Annotated in this window: 18 protein-coding genes; 5 read left to right on the top strand and 13 right to left on the bottom strand. The window is 33.2% G+C overall.

Annotated elements, in window-relative coordinates; genetic code table 11:
- Positions 1–305: 305 nt before the first annotated feature.
- The 6 genes from hisD to ACN0WI_RS11525 form a co-directional block, all read right to left on the bottom strand.
- Positions 306–1607, bottom strand: coding sequence for a histidinol dehydrogenase (hisD, locus tag ACN0WI_RS11550; protein WP_417887011.1), 1302 nt, complete (start codon positions 1605–1607; stop codon positions 306–308).
- Positions 1608–1790: 183 nt separating this feature from the next.
- Positions 1791–2654, bottom strand: coding sequence for an ATP phosphoribosyltransferase (gene hisG, locus ACN0WI_RS11545; RefSeq protein ID WP_417887010.1), 864 nt, complete (start codon positions 2652–2654; stop codon positions 1791–1793).
- A 247-nt stretch (positions 2655–2901) separates the two neighbouring features.
- Positions 2902–3717, bottom strand: coding sequence for a prohibitin family protein (locus ACN0WI_RS11540; RefSeq protein ID WP_417887009.1), 816 nt, complete (start codon positions 3715–3717; stop codon positions 2902–2904).
- 366 nt (positions 3718–4083) lie between these two features.
- Entirely contained in the window at positions 4084–4830 is a 747-nt protein-coding gene (gene fabG, locus ACN0WI_RS11535; RefSeq protein WP_417887008.1) for a 3-oxoacyl-[acyl-carrier-protein] reductase, read from the bottom strand.
- Positions 4831–4943: 113 nt separating this feature from the next.
- Positions 4944–5816, bottom strand: coding sequence for a succinate--CoA ligase subunit alpha (gene sucD, locus ACN0WI_RS11530; RefSeq protein WP_417887006.1), 873 nt, complete (start codon positions 5814–5816; stop codon positions 4944–4946).
- A 138-nt stretch (positions 5817–5954) separates the two neighbouring features.
- Complete coding sequence (locus ACN0WI_RS11525) at positions 5955–9674, bottom strand: metallophosphoesterase (protein WP_417887005.1); 3720 nt, start codon at positions 9672–9674, stop codon at positions 5955–5957.
- Between the two features lie 58 nt (positions 9675–9732).
- On the opposite strand from ACN0WI_RS11525, the gene ACN0WI_RS11520 reads away from it, so the two are divergent.
- On the top strand, positions 9733–10917 hold the full coding sequence (locus tag ACN0WI_RS11520) for a Pycsar system effector family protein (RefSeq protein ID WP_417887004.1): 1185 nt from the start codon (positions 9733–9735) through the stop codon (positions 10915–10917).
- Here the strand turns inward: ACN0WI_RS11520 and ACN0WI_RS11515 are convergent.
- Positions 10909–13275 (bottom strand): GAF domain-containing protein, encoded by a 2367-nt coding sequence (locus ACN0WI_RS11515; RefSeq protein ID WP_417887003.1) that lies wholly within the window; start codon positions 13273–13275, stop codon positions 10909–10911. The genes ACN0WI_RS11520 and ACN0WI_RS11515 overlap by 9 nt on opposite strands.
- Before the next feature lie 121 nt (positions 13276–13396).
- Between ACN0WI_RS11515 and ACN0WI_RS11510 the strand changes: the two genes are divergently transcribed.
- Positions 13397–14521, top strand: coding sequence for a redoxin domain-containing protein (locus ACN0WI_RS11510; protein WP_417887002.1), 1125 nt, complete (start codon positions 13397–13399; stop codon positions 14519–14521).
- An 80-nt stretch (positions 14522–14601) separates the two neighbouring features.
- Here the strand turns inward: ACN0WI_RS11510 and ACN0WI_RS11505 are convergent, their stop codons facing one another.
- The 3 genes from ACN0WI_RS11505 to ACN0WI_RS11495 all read right to left on the bottom strand — a co-directional run bounded on the left by ACN0WI_RS11505 (position 14602) and on the right by ACN0WI_RS11495 (position 16709).
- Positions 14602–15165 carry a DUF1572 family protein gene (locus ACN0WI_RS11505; protein ID WP_417887001.1) on the bottom strand — a complete coding sequence of 188 codons (564 nt, stop codon included), beginning with the start codon at positions 15163–15165 and terminating at the stop codon, positions 14602–14604.
- Between the two features lie 169 nt (positions 15166–15334).
- The gene (locus ACN0WI_RS11500) at positions 15335–16018 is read right to left on the bottom strand and encodes an SIMPL domain-containing protein (protein WP_417887000.1); all 684 of its coding nucleotides are present in this window, start codon (positions 16016–16018) and stop codon (positions 15335–15337) included.
- A 43-nt stretch (positions 16019–16061) separates the two neighbouring features.
- Positions 16062–16709 carry a rhomboid family intramembrane serine protease gene (locus ACN0WI_RS11495; protein ID WP_417886999.1) on the bottom strand — a complete coding sequence of 216 codons (648 nt, stop codon included), beginning with the start codon at positions 16707–16709 and terminating at the stop codon, positions 16062–16064.
- Between the two features lie 53 nt (positions 16710–16762).
- Between ACN0WI_RS11495 and ACN0WI_RS11490 the strand changes: the two genes are divergently transcribed.
- Positions 16763–17674, top strand: a complete 912-nt coding sequence (locus ACN0WI_RS11490) for a lysophospholipid acyltransferase family protein (RefSeq protein ID WP_417886997.1) — start codon at positions 16763–16765, stop codon at positions 17672–17674.
- A gap of 41 nt (positions 17675–17715) precedes the next feature.
- Here ACN0WI_RS11490 and ACN0WI_RS11485 read toward each other — a convergent pair whose 3' ends face one another.
- Together ACN0WI_RS11485 and ACN0WI_RS11480 are read right to left on the bottom strand one after the other, a co-directional pair.
- A complete protein-coding gene (locus ACN0WI_RS11485) occupies positions 17716–18414 on the bottom strand; it encodes an arylesterase (RefSeq protein ID WP_417886995.1) in 699 nt (232 codons plus the stop codon).
- The gene (locus tag ACN0WI_RS11480; RefSeq protein WP_417886994.1) at positions 18395–18862 is read right to left on the bottom strand and encodes a GNAT family N-acetyltransferase; all 468 of its coding nucleotides are present in this window, start codon (positions 18860–18862) and stop codon (positions 18395–18397) included. The genes ACN0WI_RS11485 and ACN0WI_RS11480 overlap by 20 nt, the downstream gene beginning before the upstream one ends.
- Before the next feature lie 141 nt (positions 18863–19003).
- Between ACN0WI_RS11480 and ACN0WI_RS11475 the strand changes: the two genes are divergently transcribed.
- Both ACN0WI_RS11475 and ACN0WI_RS11470 read left to right on the top strand, forming a co-directional pair.
- A complete protein-coding gene (locus ACN0WI_RS11475; protein WP_417887085.1) occupies positions 19004–19690 on the top strand; it encodes an ABC transporter ATP-binding protein in 687 nt (228 codons plus the stop codon).
- Positions 19691–22237 carry an ABC transporter permease gene (locus ACN0WI_RS11470; protein ID WP_417886993.1) on the top strand — a complete coding sequence of 849 codons (2547 nt, stop codon included), beginning with the start codon at positions 19691–19693 and terminating at the stop codon, positions 22235–22237.
- Positions 22238–22266: 29 nt separating this feature from the next.
- Here ACN0WI_RS11470 and ACN0WI_RS11465 read toward each other — a convergent pair whose 3' ends face one another.
- Entirely contained in the window at positions 22267–23205 is a 939-nt protein-coding gene (locus tag ACN0WI_RS11465) for a hypothetical protein (protein ID WP_417886992.1), read from the bottom strand.
- Positions 23206–23294: the final 89 nt, after the last annotated feature.

Below are 23294 nucleotides of genomic sequence, written 5' to 3'. Positions count from 1 at the left end.
TTCTTTTCTTTTTTCCATTGCCGAAAAAAGAAACAAAAAAGTCTAGGCTTACGAAACTTGATCTAAATTCTTCATTCCGAAGCTAAATTTTAGAAACTCGCTACGCTCAAACAGCCTAAAATTTAAACGCTTCTCTCATTTCGAATTTTACGACCAATTTTCGATAGGCCGTTTTTTCAATTTAAATTTGCTATAAACGTTTATCTATTAATGGTTTTCGGCTTTTTTCATTCAAAAATCAACATTTAGCATTCAAAATAAGTCCTAATTCCTGACTCTTGTTTCTTAAGTCTCTTCTCTATTCTCTATAGTCTATAATAGTCTAATAGCAAATCATTCAATCTAAGTGTCACTGCATTTTTATGTGCTTGTAAACCTTCTGCTTCTGCCATTAATTCAATAGCAGGGCCTATACTTTTTATTCCTTCTTCTGAAATTTGCTGAAATGTCATACTCTTCATAAAACTATCCAGATTTACACCACTATATTGTTTGGCATAACCATTAGTCGGTAACGTATGATTAGTTCCTGAAGCGTAATCTCCGGCACTTTCAGGTGTGTAATTACCAATGAACACCGAACCTGCATTGATAATTCCTTCCGTATAAAAATCGTTATTTTCTGTAGAAACTATAAAGTGTTCAGGGCCATATTCGTTAATTAAATCAAGTGAGATTTCATCATTCTCTACATAAATTAATTTTGAATTCTCAATAGCCTTTTCAGCAATAGATTTTCTTGGTAATTTTTCAAGTTGACTTTCTACTTCTACTTCTACTTCATCCAAAAATGCTTTTGAAGTCGATACTAAAATTACCTGGCTATCAGCGCCATGTTCAGCCTGACTCAACAAATCTGAAGCTACGTAAGCGGCATTAGCCGAATCGTCTGCCACTACCAATAATTCTGAAGGACCCGCTGGCATATCAATCGAAACATTATGGCGAGTTGCCAATTGTTTTGCTACCGTTACAAACTGATTTCCAGGGCCAAAAATTTTATACACTTTAGGAACTGTTTCGGTCCCAAAAGTCAACGCTGCAATCGCCTGAATCCCTCCAATCTTATTGATTTTTGTTACTCCGCATAAATTAGCCGTGTATAAAATTGCAGGATGAACTTTGCCTTCTTTGTTGGGAGGCGTGCAAAGCACAATTTCTTTACAACCTGCAATTGCCGCGGGTACTGCTAACATTAAGATTGTTGAAAATAAGGGCGCACTTCCGCCGGGAATATATAATCCGATTTTTTGAATCGGTCTTTTTTCCTGCCAACATTTTACGCCACTAGTAGTTTCTACTTCAACTTTGGTAGTTTTCTGAGCGGCATGAAATTTTTCAATATTCTTTTTTGCTAAAAGAATGGCCGATTTTAATTCTTCTGATATTTCAGCCTCAGCTTTTTTTATTTCTTCTGAAGTTACTAAAGTGTTTTCAAGCTTAATACCATCAAACATATCGGTGTATTTTGCTACTGCATCATCTCCTTTAGCTTTAACTTCAGCAAAAATTTGGTTTACCGTGTCTTCAATATCATCTACCGTTTTAGTCGGGCGTTTTAAAACAACTTCCCATTCCGGTTTTGAAGGGTTATATATTTTGTTCATTTTTTTAAGTTTACGGTTTACAGTGTTGGTTTTATAAATCAGCTTTGAGTTTTATGATTTCGAGCGTAGGGAAAAGAAGTATAAAAATTTGATCATCAATCATTAAAAATCAACATTTAAAATTTAAACTATCGTCTTTTCTATATTCTAACTTCTAGCAGCGAAGCGATCTAAAATCTAATTCTAAAGCACCATTTTTTCAATTGGCACCACTAGTAAACCTTCGGCACCTAATTTTTTCAATTCATCGATAACATCCCAAAAACGTTCTTCGTTAATCACGGTGTGAATAGAACTCCATCCTTTTTCTGCCAATGGCAATACCGTTGGAGAGCGCATTCCCGGTAACAAATTAATAATGTCGTCTAACTTGTCGTTAGGGGCATTCAATAAAATATATTTTGAAGTTCTGGCATTTAAAACCGATTTCAATCTAAACTGTAACTGATCTAATATCTGCTGGCGCTCTTCAGAAATCTTTGGAGAAATCGCTAATATCGCCTCGCTTTTTAGCATTACTTCAGCTTCTTTCAAATTGTTTTTAAAAAGCGTGCTTCCGCTAGAAACAATATCACAAATCGCATCGGCCAGTCCGATATTTGGAGCAATTTCAACAGAACCATTAATGATGTGCAAATCGGCCGTGATTCCTTTTTCTGCTAAATATTCTTTAACCGTATTTGGATAACTAGTGGCTATTTTCTTTCCTTCCAGATCCTGAATCCCGTTATATTTTACCGATTTTGGAACGGCAAGGGAAACCCGACATTTAGAGAAACCAAGTTTTTCTCCACGAATAATATCTTTACCTTTCTCTATAAGCACATTTTCACCTAAAATAGCAACATCTACAACACCATCTCGAAGATATTGAGGGATATCGCCGTTACGTAGGTATAACACTTCTACAGGAAAATTACGAGCCGAGGCTTTTAATTGTTCCTTACCATTATCAATAGAAATTCCGGTATCTTTTAGTATTTTAAGGGAATCTTCGTTTAATCGTCCAGATTTTTGAATCGCAATTCTTAATTTTTCTTCTTTCATCAGAAAAAGTATTTATTTTTTAGCTTTAGTTGTTCAATTTTCAAATTTATACCAATAAAAAACCCGTTTGAGCTACTCAAACGGGTTTAAAAATATGTTTAACATTACCACATATCAAATTTACCTCGCATGAGCGCAGTAGTAAATATGATGATGGTGATGTAATTGTATCGTTTTCATTGTTAAAGCAAATCTAAGTATTAATTTTAAAAATAAAAATTAGAATTAAACAATTTTGAGTTTAATTTTAATTTTTACCTAAAATTATTGGTAATCCATCTTTACCAGAACCAATAATTACTGTTTTAGCATTTCCGGACTTTGCGAGTTCTAGTGTAGCTTGAATTCCTTTTTCCTGTAGAATTTTTTCGGTTAAGGATTCACTTAAAATACGGTTAGCACGTGCTTTACCTTCAGCATCAATACGCTGACGCTCCGCTTCCTGTTCGGCTTTTGTTAATCTGTATTCATACTCTAAAGATTCCTGCTCTTGTCTCAATTTACGTTCAATCGCATCTTTAATGGTTGATGGTAATGAAACATCACGCACTAAAACTTCGTTTACCTGAACGTACTGTTCTTTTAAAAGAATTTGAGTTTCTTCTAAAATTTCTTCCTGAATAGCTTCTCTTTTACTTGAATATAATTGTTCCGGATTATAACGTCCAACCACTGCTCTGGTAGCCGATCGTAATGCTGGTTTGAGCAAACGTTCAATATAGGCTTCACTTTTTTCCTTATGTAATTTTCCTAAATCTTTATAAGAAGGTTGAAACCAAACTGAAGCATCCAGTTTAATCTCTAACCCGTTAGAAGAAAGTACTGTCATTTTTTCATCTAAAGACTGTTGTCTTACTTCGTAAACAAAAACTCGATTCCAGGGTGCAACAAGGTGAAATCCTTCATTTAATGGTGGTTCATCGGTTACTACACCATTGCCAAAAGTTTTATATAAAACACCGGCTTCTCCTGAACCAATAGTAACTGTTGATTTTGAAATAAAAATGATAAGAAAAACTACACCGATAAAAATTGGTATGGCTACTTTAGGTAATCTATCCATTGTATATAGTTATATTAATCTATTAAATTTAATATTGAAATTAGACAGTTAGAAAAAACCATCCTAATAAAAAGTTAATATTCCTGATTAATCAAATATCGTGTTTTTTTATTGTCTTTCCTAAATAATAAAAATCAATCTTTTAATTGAATTGTTTATTTAAAATATATGAATTAAAAACGTATTATTTTGATGTATTTATAAGAATACAATAAAAACTAAAGATCAAAACCTCATCTGTAATTCATAAAAAACAGTTACAAAACTATACACAGAAAATAGTTCGTTCGAGCTGATAGTAGTTTTTTAAATAAAAAACCCAATGTAATTACTCACACCGGGTTCTTTACGTTTCTCTATAAAATATTAGGTTAGCATACCGCCATCTACATTAATAACTTGTCCTGTAATATATGCGCTAAGATCACTTCCTAAAAATACGCAAGCATTTGCAATATCTCCTGGAGATCCTCCGCGTTTTAATGGAATGTTATCTCGCCATCCTTGTACAACTTTCTCATCCAATTTCTCAGTCATTTCCGTTTCGATAAAACCTGGAGCAATTACATTAGTACGGATATTACGTGAACCAAGCTCTAAGGCCATCGATTTACTAAAACCTATAATTCCGGCTTTAGAAGCTGCATAATTTGCTTGTCCTGCATTTCCTTTCACACCAACTACAGAACTCATATTGATAATACTACCTTTGCGTTGTTTAAGCATTGTACGTTGTACAGCTTTGGTCATGTTAAAGATTGATTTTAAATTTACTTCGATTACTCGATCAAAATCTTCTTCACTCATTCGCATTAGCAAGTTATCTTTTGTGATCCCTGCATTATTCACCAAAATATCGATAGTTCCAAAATCTTCAATAACATTTTTAATTAATTCCTGAGCTTGCTCAAAATCTGCAGCATTAGATTTATATCCTTTCGCTTTTATTCCTGTTTCAGAAAGTTCTTTTTCTAGCTCTTTTGCTGCTTCTTCAGAAGAATTATATGTGAATGCAACATTAGCTCCATTTTCTGCAAATACCTTTGCTATACCTCTACCAATACCACGGCTTCCACCAGTAACAATAGCATTTTTACCTTCTAATAATTTCATATGTATTATAGTAAGTTATATTATCAATTTCAAATATACTAATTACGTTTTTTTTAAATAAAAAAGTCCGAAACCTTTTACAGCTACGGACTTTTTTATAAATCAGATTTGGATTAGCCCAAAACTTCTTTTACTTTTTTTCCTATTTCAGCAGGAGAATCTACTACATATACTCCGTTTTCTTTCAATATTGCTTTTTTAGCTTGTGCTGTATCCTCGCTACCACCTACAATTGCTCCAGCATGTCCCATTGTTCTACCAGCTGGTGCTGTTTCTCCTGCAATGAATCCGATAACTGGCTTTTTATTTCCAGTTTCTTTAATCCATTTTGCAGCATCTGCTTCTAATTGACCACCAATTTCACCAATCATTACAATGGCTTCCGTTTCATCATCATTCATAAAAAGTTCTACAGCTTCTTTAGTAGTAGTCCCAATTATAGGGTCTCCTCCAATTCCTATTGCAGTAGAAATACCTAAACCTTGTTTTACAACTTGATCGGCTGCTTCGTAAGTTAATGTTCCTGATTTAGAAACAATACCAATTTTGCCTTTTTTGAATACAAATCCTGGCATAATACCAACTTTTGCTTCTTCAGGAGTAATTACACCTGGACAGTTTGGACCTATTAAACGACAAGCTTTATTTTTAATATAAGTTGAAGCTTTAATCATATCAGCTACAGGGATACCTTCGGTTATAGTAATAATTACTTTGATTCCCGCATCGGCAGCTTCCATAATAGCATCGGCTGCAAAAGCTGGTGGTACAAAAATAATACTTACATCGGCTCCTGTTTTTTCAACAGCATCAGAAACTGTATTAAAAACCGGTTTGTCTAAATGTGTTTGACCACCTTTACCAGGAGTTACTCCTCCAACAACGTTGGTTCCGTACTCTATCATTTGTTCGGCATGAAAAGTCCCTTCGCTACCGGTAAACCCCTGCACTATTATCTTAGAATCTTTATTTACTAAAACGCTCATAATTCTTTTTTGATATTTGCTACGCAAAAATAGTTTTTTATAGATAAAACCTAAAGTCTTTTTTAAAGTTTATTACACTAATAACAGGCTTTAGGAAAATTTTATAATTATTTTTAAAAATAGTATTAGTCTTTTTAATTAAAATCGGAATCCAAATCCAAATGAAAATCGCCATCCTTCATCTCCTTTAAACAAATTGAAAGTTCCGTTTACAGCTTCAGCACTATTAATCCAAATTCCGCCACCATAGCTATTATGCCAATTTTCGCGAGTATCGATATCTGTCCAAACTCGTCCTACATCGTAACCTCCAAAAACTCCTATTTGAAATGGTAAAAATGATGTTTTAAATTTATTAAAACTATATCGTAAATCTCCTCCTGCTGCAAATGCACTTTGTCCGGTAAAACGCTGTAAACGATACCCTCGTAAACCTCTTTGACTACCTAAAGTTGCTGCTTGATAAAACTCGTACGAATTTCCTAGATTTATCTGGGTTTGCACATGTGATTTTAGAACAAGTTTTCGGCTTCTAACTAAACTATTATAAAATCCTAAATAGGATTTAAAATATCCATAATACCTATCGGTATTTGCAGTATTTAGTTTTCCTCCAAGATTAGCTTCAAACTTCATTCCGCGGGTTGGATTTAAAATATCGTCATAACTTTCATACTTATACAGTGCATCTAATCCGGCAAAATATTTTCTATCGAAAAAATCAGTTGAATTTTCAGAAACAAATTCATCTATAAAACGGCCTTGTGTACGGTCAACTTCTATAGCTTCAAAATTAGCTTTGTAACTAAAATAACTACCAAAAGGCGTTTCGTTTACTAAACCTACATTTACACCTATTTTACTAATTTTTACACGGTTAAAATCTAATGTACGTTCATCGTCCATATTTTTAGTTCCATTTCCATATCCAAAGAAGTTTCTGGAAAAATTAGGACTTGTAAACCGCGCTCCTATCTCTAAGTTATAATCTCCAACAATTGTTGCAAATCTTCCGCTATAGGCAAGATCGAATCCCTCTGTAGCAAAATAAAATCCTGCATTTAATTCGTGTTGTGAAGTATATGGATTTCTTTTAAAATTATTAACTGTGTAGAGCGCTTTAAAACCAATTTTAAATCCGTCATCCGGATTATAACCAATTCCCGGAACTATCGTGGTTGCAGTAAATACCTTTTTATCTTTATCGTATAAATTTAGATTATAATCATCTGTAAATCTAAACTTGGCTTTACTTCCTTCTTCTATAGTATTGGGTTTTGATTTATGATCGTAAATCTTAAGTTTCTTTTTATTTTTTATACGATAAATATCGTTATTCTGTCCACCAATAATTCGTACATAAATAAGATTATCGCCTTCTCCATCAACGGTAATTATATCGTCATCATCTAAAGCGTATAACCATATATTTTTAGTGTATTTTTTATCGTACACAAAATCGCTTACTATATCTGCTCGTTTTCCTTTTTTGTTTCTGAAAATAGCTACTCGTGTTTTTCCATCTGGTAATCTATGCACATCAACAAAATCATCTTTATCGGTACCAGTGATAATGGCTAATTTTGCATAATAATCATAGTATCTTTTTGCTATTGAAACTAAATTATCCCGACGTCCTTTTAACTTTTCGATTAAATTTTTAGTGATTTCTCCCTGTGTTTCTTTAGGTAATTTAGAAAAAGCTTTCTCTATTATCGCATCAGATAAATTATTTTGAATATATTCTGCCTGATTAATCCAAGCTTCTCGACCGGTATTTTGAAGAATAGAACGATCTAAACCAATTGCTGCTATATTAAACCACTGTACATTTGGTAATTTTTCACCATATACTGCAAATTGATTTGTTAATCCTACCAATCCTCTTAATGTTCCGAAAAAAGCACCATCAAAATTTGAAAAAGCTTGATCCCTATCCCTAGGAATGGGTTTAAAAACATGCGTTCCATCTTTGTTTTCAATTTCAGCCCAACGCCATTGATCAGAATGCCTATCCCAATCACCAATTAACATATCGAATAATCTTGCTTTAACATAGGCTTCTTCATCTACACTATATTTTTCATCACGGCGCAAACGTTCAAACATACCGGATGTACTTTCTATATCATGATTTGGAGAATGGAAGCTTTTTTTACCTAACCAATGCTCTTCGGGACGTTCCACAATCATATAAATATCATCTCCGTGCTCATCATTTAAATCCTCAAGTTTGTCTTGCTTTGGAAGATATACTAACTTTGGATTAGTATGGGCAACTCCAACAGCTTCGGATAATGTTGGTATAACTAAAAATGCAAATGGATGCGCCGATGTGTAAAAATCATTAATAATATTTTCCGCAGCAGTATTTTTAAATTGTTCTTCTACCGCTTTTCTTTTATAAGCAACAGTTTGCAAAAACTGAACTGCATTTTTTCGAATTCGTCTAATATTATACTCTCTGTTTAAACTATCTTTTACACGTATAGATACTGTTTGATGGCCACCTCCTGCTAACAAAGGTTGTAATCCGCCATAAAGCGTATCTAAATCGGCTACTTCCAATTCTATATCAGTCCCGTATAATTTACGATAGCGCTCTCCCCAAACGGTTTCATAAAATTCACTTACATCGGTATCTTCTTTTGGATAGACCGAAGTAGTTACTGTTTTAGGAAAATGATTTGGAAATGTACCTGATTTGTACTCCTTTGGTTTCGGAAAAACTTCTTTACTGTACATTAAATCAGGTTTATTATTTTTATTCCGATAATAACTTACCCAAGAAGAACCATCTTTAAAAACTTCATAAACCGCAAACCCTTGTAGCGAATAAGCAAATAAGCCATCTGTCCCTAAGGCAACATAATTTTCTTTAGAACCGGAACCAGAAATTATTTGCTTAATCCCGTCATGATCGATGTATTGCAAAGTATGCTCATGCCCAGAAACAAAAATTACCCGTTCTTTGTTTTTAACTAAAGTTTGAAGCCTATCTGAAAATGATTTGTAGCGTTCGTTTTGTAAATCTTGAATGGAAACTCCTCCAGAAGTTCTAATAAGCATTGCCAAAGAACCTAATATTGGGATTGGGATTTTCTTTTGAGTAGGATACAAATGACGGTTAAAGTTATATTGCCCACCATGAATTCCATTTGAAAAAACGGGATGATGCAAAGCAATAATAATGGTTTTATCTTGATTTTTTTTCAGTTCACTTTCAATTTCAGTAAACAAATCTTCACGAGTTCGTATCTCACCACAATCATCATTAACCGTAGGACTTTTATCCCAATCCTCTAAGTACCATTGAGAATCAATTAAAATCATTTCTATATCGTCAGAAATTTCTTTTACCTCTAACCCACAACCAGTTGGTGGCACCCAATCTAAATTTTTACCAAATTTTTCTATCAAATATTCTTCTTGACGTTCTAAACCATCGATACGCTCACTATACCAATCGTGATTCCCAGGTATGTAAATAACTTTACCATTATAATTTTCTAAAGCATCTAACTGAGCATCTAATCTATATTCTGCTTGCTCACGCCCTTCATCGTCCTTTGGAGGCATCCCGACTGGATAAACATTATCGCCAAGAAAAATAGCATAATCATCATCTGTTTTTCTTTCTTTTAAAAATTCCTTAAAAACGATTAATGCTTTTGAGGTTCCTCCCTCAGGAGAATATCCTCCATCTCCCAATAAATAAAAAGTTTTTTCTACTTCTTTATTGGTTGGATAGCCAAAATCTGTAGTGGGTTCTCCTTTTCTATACTTTGGAGCTGTGCTCGTGCATGAATAGATAAGCGTTAAAAATATTACAAAAGGCAGGTAGTAATCTCTTTTCATAAAAATTGTTAGTCAAATTTTTGTAATTTGGCTGCTCTACTAACAACTATTACTTTATATGAATAATCTCGTTGAGAAAGCAGAACAATACGTTTTAAATCTTTTTAAAGAAAAGCTTCCGAGTACTTTTTTGTATCATAACTATAAGCATTCAGAGCGAGTATTTAAAAGTACAGAAGAATTAATTGAGAATTCCGAAATTAATGTTAAAGAAGCTGAAGCATTAAGACTTGCTGCTTGGTTCCACGATACAGGCTATATTAAAATCTATAAAGGTCATGAAGAAGAAAGTGTAAAAATAGCTGATGTTTTTCTCGACGAAAATAATGCTACTCCAGAGTTAAAAAAGTTAGTAGAACGATTTATTTTGGCCACAAAATTCAACTCTAAACCGGAAGGTATCGGGGAAGAAATTATAAAAGATGCAGATTCTTCGCATGTTGCAAAAGAGTATTATGAAGAAACTAGTGAGTTACTTCGGCAAGAATTAGAACTTCATAATTTAAAAAATTATACTTCTTCTGAGTGGATTACAGAGAACATAAAGATGTTTACTCAAAAACACCAATTTTATACCGATTATGCTACTAGAGAATGGGAAACGGCTAAAGAAGAAAATTTATTAAATCTTGTTGCTAAGCAAAACAAAAGAGAGAAAAAGCTTGATAAAGAAGAACATAAAGCACGCTTAAAAGCAAAATATAAAAATGATAATCCAGAACGTAGTATACAAACATTGTTTCGTGTTACTCTTAGAAACCATATTAAACTAAGTGATATAGCAGATACTAAAGCAAACATATTACTGTCGGTTAATGCTATTATTATATCATTAGCAATATCTAATTTAATTCCAAAATTAGATGCGATAAGCAACCGGCATTTATTAATACCTACACTTGTTTTAGTACTTTTTAGCGTTGCCTCTATTATTTTATCGATTATGTCTACTCGACCAAATGTTACGAGTGGAGAGTTCACTAAAGAACAAGTAAAAAACAGAGATGTAAATTTATTATTCTTTGGAAATTTCCATAAAATGCCATTCGATTTATTTAAATGGGGCATTAATGAAATGATAAAAGATAAAGATTATGTATACGAATCTCTAATGTTAGATCTTCATTTATTAGGTAAAGTGTTACATCGAAAATATTTATTACTAAGGCTTACTTACACCGTATTTATGTTAGGAATTGTAGTTTCTGTTATCGCTTTTGTTATCGCTTTTTATTTAATGTAACTCTTGCATTAAATTTTCATAATTAACTGGATTTTCGTTTTCTTCATTTTCTGAAGTATATAGAATATTGACACGGATAGCTTTTAAACCTATTACTCCTTGTACATCTTCTAAATCTAAAACCTCTGTTTCTTCCCCCAAATATTTCTTTTGCTGAAGATATTTTACATAGCGTAAGTATTCTTGTTCATCTGATTTTTGACTGTATATAATGACTAATTTCCCTTTTTTAGTTATACGCTCTTCAGTATTTTTTATAAAAGCTTTATCAATTCGCTTCTTTATAATTTCATAACGAGCATTATAAGTTCCATCGACATCAAACTTTTTCTCATCCATTCGGTAACGGATAGAAAGTGTACTATTATAAACTAAAATTAATGAGGCAGCATCTAAAGACATTGGTGCCTTATCTTGCAAATGGTAAAACCTATTTTCCATTTGGATCATGGTTTTCATTTGCCATAATCTTAAATTATAGAGATATACTTTATTAAAACATTTATTTTTAGTTAATGCAGCACCTATATACATGTTATGATCTACACCATCGGTTTTATACCTTTCAAAATAGTGCGGATAAATTTCTTGTGCTTCTAATTGCCTTTTATCTAGATATCGAGACATCGTTCTATTAATTTGTTGTACCGTATCATCATAATCTTTTCGGTAATTATAGACTATACCTGTCTCAGGATTCAATTGCTGTTTATAATTAGCTACTTTTTCACTTATCTCGCCATCTTTATTTTCTAGATGATCCATTAGAGGGTTTACCTCTTTCCGTAATAAGTTTATTATTTTCTGTTCACTGCTGGCATTTAAATGTTCTGCTATATCATCTCTAAATTCTTTTACTCTAAACTCTACCTGTTCGTAAATTGGTAAGTTTTCGATTTGAAAAGCAGAATCAATTATTTCCAAAATTAAATCTAACTGACTTAAAATATCCTTTTGAATTGCTTCGTTTCGAGAATCACTACTAGCTACAATATCTATTTGCCCATATAGAGGATAAACATCTTTAAATACAATATCCTTGAAAGAGGCTAATCCATCTGAATCGTAATCCTGTATATATTTTTTTGCCTCTCGTTCAAAAATCCATAATACACTTGGGTGAATTGAAGTGCATTCACTCTGTATAACCGCTTTAACTCTATTCTCAAAATCAGTAACTCCACGATCAGCTGCTGTTACTATATAGGGTAAAATCTCATCTAACTTTATAGCATTAATTCGGTTTAATTCATTTTTTCTTTTAGAAACCAATTCTAAAATTCCAATAAGCTTTCCGTTTTTTGCTAATGGTGCTAATATGCAACTTTTAATATCATTTTCTTTTAGATTATTAGCAAGCACATTATCATATTTACGAAGATAAGCATCTACATTAGTTATACTAAACTTCTTTTTTTGTTCAATTAATGTATCAAAGCTTTCCCTACAAATTCCATTACGGCAATTATTCATTGTTTGACCATTCATAATGAAACTAGAGCCTATATGTTCTGGTAAATTTTCAAAAGTTTGATCTTCCTGATTATATCCTGTAAAACCAACACGCAAATCAGGTATTTTATAAATTGACCTGAATATATTTTGCAACTTTTCAAATTGATCGTTATTGTTAGGCTTTTGATATAACAAAGCAGTTTTTAGCTCAGAAATGGCATCATCTATAGTTACATCTGTTAAATTAACAATAATAAAACCTTTTAATTGCCAACTTCCGGGTGGGAATTTAGTTTTCCAAAGTTCTATATCATCAACATTTTGTAATAAAAGATCTACGTCTTCCTGAGAAATCTCTTTAGCCGATTCTTTAGGAAAAAGACTAATAAAATCTCCATTTTGAGTTACCCTATAGTGTTTTACAATTCCATTTTCGTCCGGAATTTCATAGTAAGGAGGTTTACTAAAATCGATGTCGTATCCGTAATAAGAATTTAAAATTTGAATACAAGCATCTACATACACATAATGTTCATCTATATGCTTCAATTTCAATTCAAAATCTTTCCCTGCATTCTCTATCAATTTCTTTAACCGATTAGACATGTTAAATAATTGGCTGTGATAAGGTACTGCAACAGCCTTAATTTCATTATTACTTAAAACACCAGGAAAAAGATCATCTAATAATACTTTTACAGGCGTTCTATACTTAGATAAGTTTGATATATCACAAATTCCCTCAATCAATTGCGGATAGTCCTCTACATATTCTAAAACTTCTTTTATATAATTTTTGGCAATAGTATTCTCTTCTTCCGGTAACCGATTTTTATATTGTTCAATTACTTTATGGAAGCTAATTTCTATATCAAAAGGAAGTTCTTGTTTTTGCTCTTTCATTAACAATTGCTTAAAATACCACAAAATCTCATTAAAAAAGTCAAATTACGAAACTTTTCTAACATTGGCTACGCTTTCCAAAGGGAGTTCCTTACTTTTGCAAAAAAATTAATATTTTATTATGCGAAAATTAATTGGAATAGCTAGCTTGATGCTTGTTTTTGCCGGATGCCAAAATAACCAGGGATATTCTGTTTCGGGTACAGCTAAAGGTATAGAAAATGGAAAAAAAGTATACGTATCTGAACTTTCAGAACTAGGAAAACGTCCGGAACGGACTGATTCTACAACCGTAGAGAATGGTAAATTCCAAATAAATCTTGGTAAAGCAGAAACCCCTAATTTAAGTTACCTTGAATTTGAAGGTAAAAATGGAAGTGTTTTATATATAGCTGAAAATGAAAATATAGAATTTACAGTTTATAAGGACAGCTTACAAGCTTCTACCAGAGATGGAGGAAAACAAAATGAGCTTTTAAACGAGTATTTACAAAATCTTAAAGATACGAATAAAGAAATTCTTAGCTTAAGAAAGGAAATGGGTGAAGCTTATCAAAAACAAGATACTGCCACATTAAATACATTACAAGATACTCAACAGGAAATAATAGATAATGCCAACTTATTTAAAAAACAAATTGCTAAAGAGAATAAAGATGCATTTGTTTCTGTTATGGCGGTAATAGATCTTTTAAAAGCAGGAGATTCTATTTCTGAATTACAAGAAATCTTCGATTCTTTAAATGAAAATATTAAACAGACTGCTCTTGGTAAAAAAGTAGGTGAACAGCTTACACAAGCTAATGCAACTAAAATTGGAAATAAAGCTCCCTCTTTTAGTGCTCCAACACCAGAAGGCGAAGAGCTTGCACTAGAAGATGTTTTAGGAGAAGTTACAATTGTAGATTTTTGGGCATCTTGGTGTAAACCTTGTAGAAAAGAGAATCCAAATTTTGTGAAATTATATAAAAAATATCACGATAAAGGATTAAACATGATAAGTATCTCGTTAGACCAACCTAACCAAAAAGAGAAATGGGTTGAAGCTATTGAAGAAGATGGACTAGGAGAATGGAATCATATTTCTAATCTTAAATACTGGCAAGATCCAATTGCTAGAAAATATAATATTCAAGGTATACCTGCTACTTTTATTTTAGATAAAAATGGAATTATTGTAGATAAAGATCTTAGAGGTGAAGAATTAGATGCAAAAATAGGTGAACTATTAGGCGAAAAAAGCTAATTAATTTATAATCTCTCATTTACTAAATAAAAAAGAGGCTGTAAAAAGCCTCTTTTTTATTTAGTAAATGTAGATAGTTGTTATTCTAAATCGTCGGAAAAGTGCCCTCCATGCTTTCCTTTTGAAAATTTCTGCCGATTAAAATGTGTAGATTGATTTTTAGGAATACTTAGTTCCTTCCATTTTTCACTGATAATCATTTTTCCTAAAAACACAAGTTGACCAATATGATACGAATAATGAGCTAATTGCCGATTTATAGCTTCAATTATAGAATGACGTTGATTTCTAATATAAATTTCTTGCTGAAAATGCTTACTCTCAATTTTATTTAATGCATCAAACAAAATAGCCCAACCTTCTTCCCAAGCTAAAAGAACTTCTTTCCTTGTATTGAGAACAGCTTCAAATTCTAAATCCCGATTTCGCCACTGCTTTTCTCCATCCGAAGTTAAAAAATCCGTCCATCGAGATTTCATATTTCCCGATAAATGATTGATAAGTATTGCTACCGAGTTAGACTCTTTATTGTATTGCCAAAACAATTCATCATCTTCTAATTGCTCAATAGTTTTCTCACCCAAGCTTTTATAATATACAAATTCGTTTTGTATACTTTTTAAATAATTAGTTTCTGTATTCATCTGTATAGCGCATAAAGACTAAAGATATTAACTTCTTAAAGATAAGTATTACATACTATCAATTTAAAATTTATAGCACTAATAAGGAGTTTATGTTTTTTCTTTGAATTCAGACCAAAAAAAATCTCGGAAAAACCGAGATTCTTTAATTATAACTATACTTTTTAGCTTAGTACAACTGAAAACTTATCTGCACATTGGCTGTAACTTCCATCTCTCCAGGAGCAATGGTTTGTTGATCTGCATTAGCGCTAGACAACTTCATAGCTTCCATTCGCATAACCGGAAAAGAACTACTTCCATTTTCAGAAATCATTAAAGCTTTTCCAATTTCCTGACCTAATGGCGCTACTAATTCCTCTGCTTTTTGCTTAGCATTTAAAACAGCTTTTCTTCGAGCCTCTTTTTCATATTCTGCTGTTTTAGAAGATGAAAATTGTACACTATTTATACGGTTAAGCCCATTTTTCAGTAATCCTTGCATAATTTCTTCGTAATTCGCTAAATCGTCTAATTTTATTGAAATGGCCTGATTTGCCACATACGTTTCTTTTTTTGTTTGGTAATCGGTTCGTTTATTCAAATTCACATACTCCGTTTGTATGTTTTTTTCTGAAATACCTTCTTTTTTTAAGAATTTGAATAATTGGTTTACCAATTTATCATTTTCTTTCTTTACTGATGCCGGATCTAATCCTTCTGTTTCAACTCTAGCATTAATAGTTACCTCGTCCGGAACCACTTTAACAGTACCTTCTCCACTTACAGATACTACATTTGGGGTTGCTGGGTTGTTTTGTGCAAATGTGGCCACACTAGCGAACATTAGCATTACGATCATTATTTTTTTCATAAGATTGATTTTTCAATAGTAAGTAGGCAAATATGATACCAAATTATAATTTGCCTTCTCGGTGCAACCAAAACAGGACAATTATTGGAGCCGCTAACAAGAGGACCATTAGTAAATGCTCTTTAAAGACCCAAGGTTGTATAATCAATGTTGCTAAATAACCACCAACAGCGCCTCCAAAATGAGCATCGTGCCCTATATTATCTTGTCGTTTACGCATCGCATAAATAGTGTAGAACATATATCCAATTCCAAAAATATACGCAGGTATAGGGACAATAAAAAATAAGCCTAACATCATATCCGGATTTAGCAAAATAGCAGCATATAAAACTCCTGTTACTGCCCCACTTGCTCCTACAGCCGTGTAGTTCCACTCATTTTTATGAAAATATAACGAACTTAAATTTCCTAAAATCAAACTAACCAAATAAACCACTACAAAGCCTAAATTTCCTAAATAATATAAAACTGGATTTGCAAAAAAGTATAAGGTTAACATATTTACAAACAAATGCCCATAATCGGCATGTAAAAATCCGGAAGTAAGAATTTGATATTTTTTACCGCTACGAATATCTCCTACATTAAATTTGTAGCGATGAAAAAATGATAAATCATTAAATCCTTTAAACGAAATAATTACATTTGCAGCTATAATTACTATGGTTAGTAGCGCTAAATCTCCCATTTTCTTCGAATGTTTAGTGCCAAATATACCATATATTTGCTGAAATTTTTTATATGCAAGGATTAGTTTTTTGGTTGGTTTATCCACTATTGTGGCTTATTTCTATTTTACCATTTAGGCTTTTTTATATCTTATCTGATTTTGTTTTTATCGTTATTTATCATTTGGTAGGTTACCGAAAAAAAACAGTTGTGAAAAATTTAAAGTTATGCTTTCCGGATAAAAGTGAAAAAGATCGGAAACAAATTGAAAGAAAATTCTATAGGCATATGTGCGATATGTTTTTAGAAACTATAAAAACACTTAACATATCTAAAAAAGAATTAAAACGCCGTTTTACTTTTAATACAGATGATATTGAAAAAATAAATAATCTCGATAAAAGTACATTATTAATGTGCGGGCACTATGCCAGTTACGAATGGATGGTTTCTATGGAATTATACGGCTTAAAGCCGAAAAGTTATGGTGTTTATAAACGAATTAGAAATACAAAATTAGATAAACTTATTCGTGGGATTCGCGAAAAATTTAATACTGAATTAATAGAATCTCATCAAGCAGTTCGAACCATTATTCGCAATCAACAGCAACAACAACTCTCTATTTACGGGATGATTGCCGACCAAAGTCCGAAACTTCATAAAGCAAATTTTTGGACTGATTTTATGGGAGTAACCATACCCTTTTTTACTGCTTCTGAAAAAATGGCCACACAGTTCGATATGGCCGTAGTATACTTAGAAGTTAAAAAAGTAAAACGAGGTTTTTATGAAGCTCGCCTAAAACCAATTAGTATTGAACCTAGAAATGAAGCTGAATTTAATATAACCAAAAAATACGTATCTTTTTTAGAGCAGCAAATACAAGAGCAACCTGAATTTTATTTATGGACACATAAACGCTGGAAACACAAAAATGCCAAAGTGCCTAAACATGCAGTAATTTCTCATCGGAATTCCTAAAAACTGCATACAAATTCATAGAAATTGGATAATTTGCTTACTTATTTTAAATCTTTTTTAAGTACTTTCCAAACATTATTTGCCAGAATTTGTTGCCCTTCGGCGGTGGGATGAATACCATCTTCCTGATTTAATTTTGGATCCCCGGCAACACCTTCCAGTAAAAAAGGAATAAGCTCTAAATTATATTCTTTGGCTAAATTAGGAAAAAGCGATCTAAATTCAGAGGTATATTCCTCTCCCATATTTGGCGGAATTTGCATTCCAGCCAAAATAATTTTTACTTCAGGATTTTTCTCCCTTGCCGTATTGATAATCTGTTCTAAATTAGTTTTGGTTTCCTTTAGCAACACTCCACGTAAACCATCATTGGCTCCAAGTTCAATGACCAAAACATCCACATTCTGCTTAAAAACCCAATCGAGTCGGTTTAACCCACTTGCGGTGGTTTCGCCACTTAATCCTGCATTCACCACACTATAATCCATCCCCAATGAATCGATTTTTTTCTGAATCAGCGCCGGATATGCTTCTGTAGTATCCAAGCCTAAACCTGCAGTTAAACTAGTCCCGAAAAATAAGACTACAGGAACTTCTTCAGCTTTATCTTCTTCAGAAGCCGTTTCAGCAGAAACTTTATCAGTAGAAGATTCCAACTGCTTTTCTTCGTTTTTGCAAGAATTAAAAAAAGTAAGGCAAAAAATCGCTAATATCAGGTTACTAAGGTTGGCTAATTTCATGGTCAATTTTATTTTTTAGTTTCATATGCAAGATAGGATAAGGTTTTCCCAATCCATCCTTTTCAGAGCGTTCAACGACTTTAAAACCCATTTTGGTATAAAATCCCAGTGCCTGTTCATTATCTTCGTTTACGTCTACCTTTTCGATATCAAATTCGGCTATGGCGAATTCAACTAAGACCTTACCAATCCCCTGCCCACGATATTCAGGAGCCAAAAACAACATTTCGATCCCTTTATCAGCACAACCTATAAAACCGGTGATTTTTCCGTTTTCAGCTTTCGTACAACGCAAGTGTACGGCATCAAAATACGTATTCAAAATTAAGGGTTTAAAATACGCAATATCGTCCTCTTTTAAAAAGTGATGCGTGGCTCTAACCGAGTCTTCCCAGACTTTTATAAGTTCTGGATAATCACATTTTGAAACCTTAAATATCTCTATCATTCTGTTGCCACGTTAGTAAGTTTATTCGATAAACTTTATTGGTCTTAAAATCATTTCTTATTTTGTACGTTCTTCAATATTTCGTTTTTAGAAATACTGAATTAAATGCTAACATCTAATCTTACAGCCCCACAGCGTACAATGACAAAGATATTAAACCTTACCAACCTAGAGAAGAGCTACGATAGCGGAAGTAAAAAACTGCAGATTTTATATGATATTAATTTTGAAGTCGAAGCTAGGGAAACCTTTGCGATTGTTGGGCCTTCTGGTAGCGGAAAAACGACATTATTAGGACTTTGTGCCGGTTTAGACCAAATTGACAAGGGTGAAATCGAATTATGTGGCATACAATTAAGCAGCCTTTCTGAAGATAACCTGGCCTCGCTACGGAATCAGAAAGTGGGATTTGTTTTTCAAAATTTTCAATTATTACCCACACTTACCGCATTAGAAAATGTAGCTGTTCCGTTAGAATTACAAGGAAACAAACAGGCTACAGAAAAAGCCAAATCGCTATTAAAGAAAGTAGGCTTAGACCACCGAATGAATCATTATCCTTCACAACTTTCTGGCGGAGAGCAACAACGAGTAGCCTTGGCAAGAGCTTTTTCTAACGATCCTGAAATTCTTTTTGCTGATGAACCTACCGGAAATCTGGATGCTGAAACCGGGAAAAAAGTAATTCAGCTATTATTTGATTTAAATGCCGAGCTAGGCACCACCTTGGTGATTGTAACTCATGATATGGAATTGGCCAAAATGACCCAGCATATTTTAGAAATTAAGGGTGGGAAAATAGTATCTGACCAGAAAACAGGGATTTAAATGCAGCAAATTAAGACTCAACAACCTGGATTTTCCTGGTTGCTAAAAATGGCCTGGAGAGATGGAAAAGCCAGTAAACGCAAGCTTTTGCTTTTTATGGCTTCTATTGTTTTAGGAATTGCTGCCGTAGTTTCTATTCAATCTTTTGGAGAAAATTTACAGGATAATATTGCGCTACAATCTAAATCATTGATGGGTGCCGATTATACCATCGATATGAATAATCCGCCAAGCGAGCGGGTAACTGAAATCATGGATTCTCTGGGTATCGATTCACGCGAAATTAGTTTTGCCTCCATGGCTGCTTTTCCTAACAAGACAGGAACAAAATTTGTAAGTGTTCGTGGTATTGATAAGGGGTTTCCTTTTTATGGAGAACTGGAAACCACACCTAAATCTGCAGCTTCAGACTACCAAAATAAAAATGGCGCTTTAGTAGATGCTACTGTGATGCTTCAGCTCAACATTGCTGTAGGTGATAGTATTAAAATTGGCGAAATCACATTCCCTATTTTAGGAGAATTAAAGCAGGCTCCCGGTAGTTCTTCACTTTTTGGAGCGATAGCGCCACCGGTTATTATTCCGTATAAATTTATAGAGCAAACCGGACTCATACAAACCGGAAGCCGTATTAATTACGACTATTATTTTGTAGCCGATAAAAAGACCAATCTTGAACTTTTAGATGAAAAAATTTCCCCTCAATTAAAGCAAGAAGATGCCGATCTTGATACCCACTTATCAACCAGCGAAAGATTGGGAAAACGCTATGAAAATTTTGGAAAGTTCCTGAATCTTGTTGCTTTTATTGCTTTATTATTGGGCTGTGTAGGAATTGCCAGCGCGATTAATATTTACATCAAGGAAAAATTGAAATCGGTTGCGGTGCTAAAATGTCTGGGGGCTTCCAGAAAACAAAGTTTTTTAATCTTCTTGATTCAGGTTGCTTTTATAGGATTTTTAAGCGGAATTTTAGGAAGTATTCTGGGCGTAATTTTACAATATGCTTTTCCGATAATTTTAGAAGGTTTACTCCCGGTAAAAATAGCTTTATCGATCTCCCCTAGAGTAATTTTAGCCGGAATCGTATTGGGTATTTTAATGTCTGTTTTATTTGCGTTGTACCCTCTTGTAGGTACACTTTACGTATCACCGCTTCAAGTTTTACGTGTTCAGGAAAATACGAGTTCAAAATCACGAAAAGCACTTTTAGGAATTTCAATATTGATTATTTTATTTTTATTCCTCTTCTCGTTTTGGCTCCTTAGAAACTGGCAATATGCATTATCATTCATTGGAGGGGTATTAGTCACTTTTGCAATTTTAGCCGGTATTGCTAAGATCTTTATGAATCTTATCCGAAAATTTTTTCCGGAATCGTGGAGTTTTGTTTCACGACAATCGCTACGGAATTTATTTAGACCACAAAACCAGACCTTGATCCTGATTTTGGCAATTGGCATTGGTACTTTTTTAATCAGTACACTTTACTTTAGTAAAGATTTATTACTGGCACAGGCCACTTTAGAGAACAATAACACCAGCGCGAATATGATCCTGCTGGATGTACAAACAGGCCAGAATAAAAACGTATCCAAAACTATAGCTTCGCAAGATTTACCTGTAATCGAAGATATTCCAATCGTTACGATGCGTGTGCAAAATATTAAGGGAAGATCGGTAAATGAGATTCGGGAAGACAGCACTTCTACCATTAACGGGTGGATTTTAAGCCATGAGTTTCGTGTGACCTACCGGGACTCTTTAATTGCTTCGGAAAGTATCGAAAATGGAGAGTGGATTGCTGAAGTTGAAAACCCTGAAATTATCCCGATATCGGTAAGTACAAATTTTGCTGAAGATGCGCAGGTTGAAGTTGGCGATCAGCTCACTTTTAATGTACAGGGTGTTTTAATGAAAACGAAAATTGCCAGTACCCGACTGGTCGATTGGGGACGTATGCAGACTAACTTTTCTATTGTTTTCCCAAAAGGAGTTTTGGAGCAGGCTCCACAATTTCATGTTATAACGACCAAGGTTCCCGATGCACAAAAGTCGGCTGAAATTCAGCAATTATTAGTCAAAAATTATCCAAATATTTCGATTTTAGATTTACGCCAGGTATTGAGCATAATCGAAGGATTACTGGACAAAATAAGTTGGATCATCAATTTTATGGCTTTTTTTAGTATTCTTACAGGAATCATTGTTCTATTAGGTGCGGTTAGAACCAGTAAATATCAACGCATTAAAGAGAGTGTCCTTCTTAGAACAATTGGTGCTAAAAGCAATCAGATTTTAAAAATCGCAGCTTTAGAATATATTTATTTAGGCGTTTTAGGCAGTTTAAGCGGAATTTTACTCTCCCTAATCAGCAGTTTACTATTAGCCTGGCTAGCTTTTGAAACCACATTTATCCCTTCTTGGGTTCCTTTTGGTATTTTGTTCCCGGGGATTACTTTATTGGTTTTAGTTATAGGCTTGGCAAATAGCCGTAGTGTAATAAAAAACCCGCCGCTACAAGTATTGCGACGGGAGAGTGTTTAACTGAAATATTCTTAAAATGAATTTATTTTTTATTCTAAACGTTTTGTTGAATAATTTCCGGTAGGTGCTGTTTCTATCCATTTTCCTTCAATTACTTTTTCTTCATTTGTTCTATTATTCGTTAAATGTAATAGATATGAAACCTGACGTTTACGGAATTCTATTTTAGTTAAAAATTCAGATTCTCCGGAAGGTATTTCCAGAGTTTCCATGATATCAAAACCGTGTGGTTTTATGGTAACTGTTGACTTATATTCGCTCTTTTCTCCACTAAAATAAATTTCATCTTCATAAATGCTTGCTGGCACTTCTACGCTTATCGAATCATTTTTCAACCAAATAAAAGCATCATTTTCACCACTTTGAAATTGAGAATTTCTTTGAATATCAAATCCTCCAAAAGGCGAAAATGACATGCTTTGAGAATTAGGTATATCAAATTTCCGTCTCATTCCATTTCTAAAAAACAAGGAATCCCTATCTTCTTCTTTTAATAAGAATTCAATTTTATTAAATGTATAGCCTTTAGATACTTTCTGAGTAATGTTGATTTCTTTTGTTTCCTCTCCGGAATTTAAGACCAAAACAAAATTAAAGGCTTCATCTCTACTATTTTCATGCAAATGAATTTTTAAAACATCTGGTGTTTCTCGACTAATACTAAAACCGCGATCGCTCCAATTCAACCTCAGTTTTCCCAAATTTTCTAAGGCTAAAACAGTATTTTCTCTAACAATAGTGCCATCTTCAGCATAGATATCCCCATGCATGCTAACATCTCCATTTTTATTAATTACTTCAGCAATATTCCAGTCATTATTGGAAAAAGATATTTCAGCATCGCCACCTTCAGCTTCCATTTCAATAAAAGTGGTTGATGGTTGTATTCGTGAAGTTTCATTATCATCATCACTACAGGAAAAGAAGAAAACCGCTAAAATTGCAAATAGGAAATAATTATTTTTCATTATATTTTAATTAGATGATATCTATTTTAAGGTGAGTCTAAGAATCTTTCAATCCCAAAAACTTAATGTATAACGGTTATAGTTGAAAA

This window comes from Zunongwangia sp. (genome assembly GCF_048269745.1).
In the GTDB taxonomy this organism is placed as follows: domain Bacteria; phylum Bacteroidota; class Bacteroidia; order Flavobacteriales; family Flavobacteriaceae; genus Zunongwangia.
The sequence above is the reverse complement of the archived record's forward strand: the minus strand, read 5'-3'. Positions and strand labels throughout refer to the sequence as shown.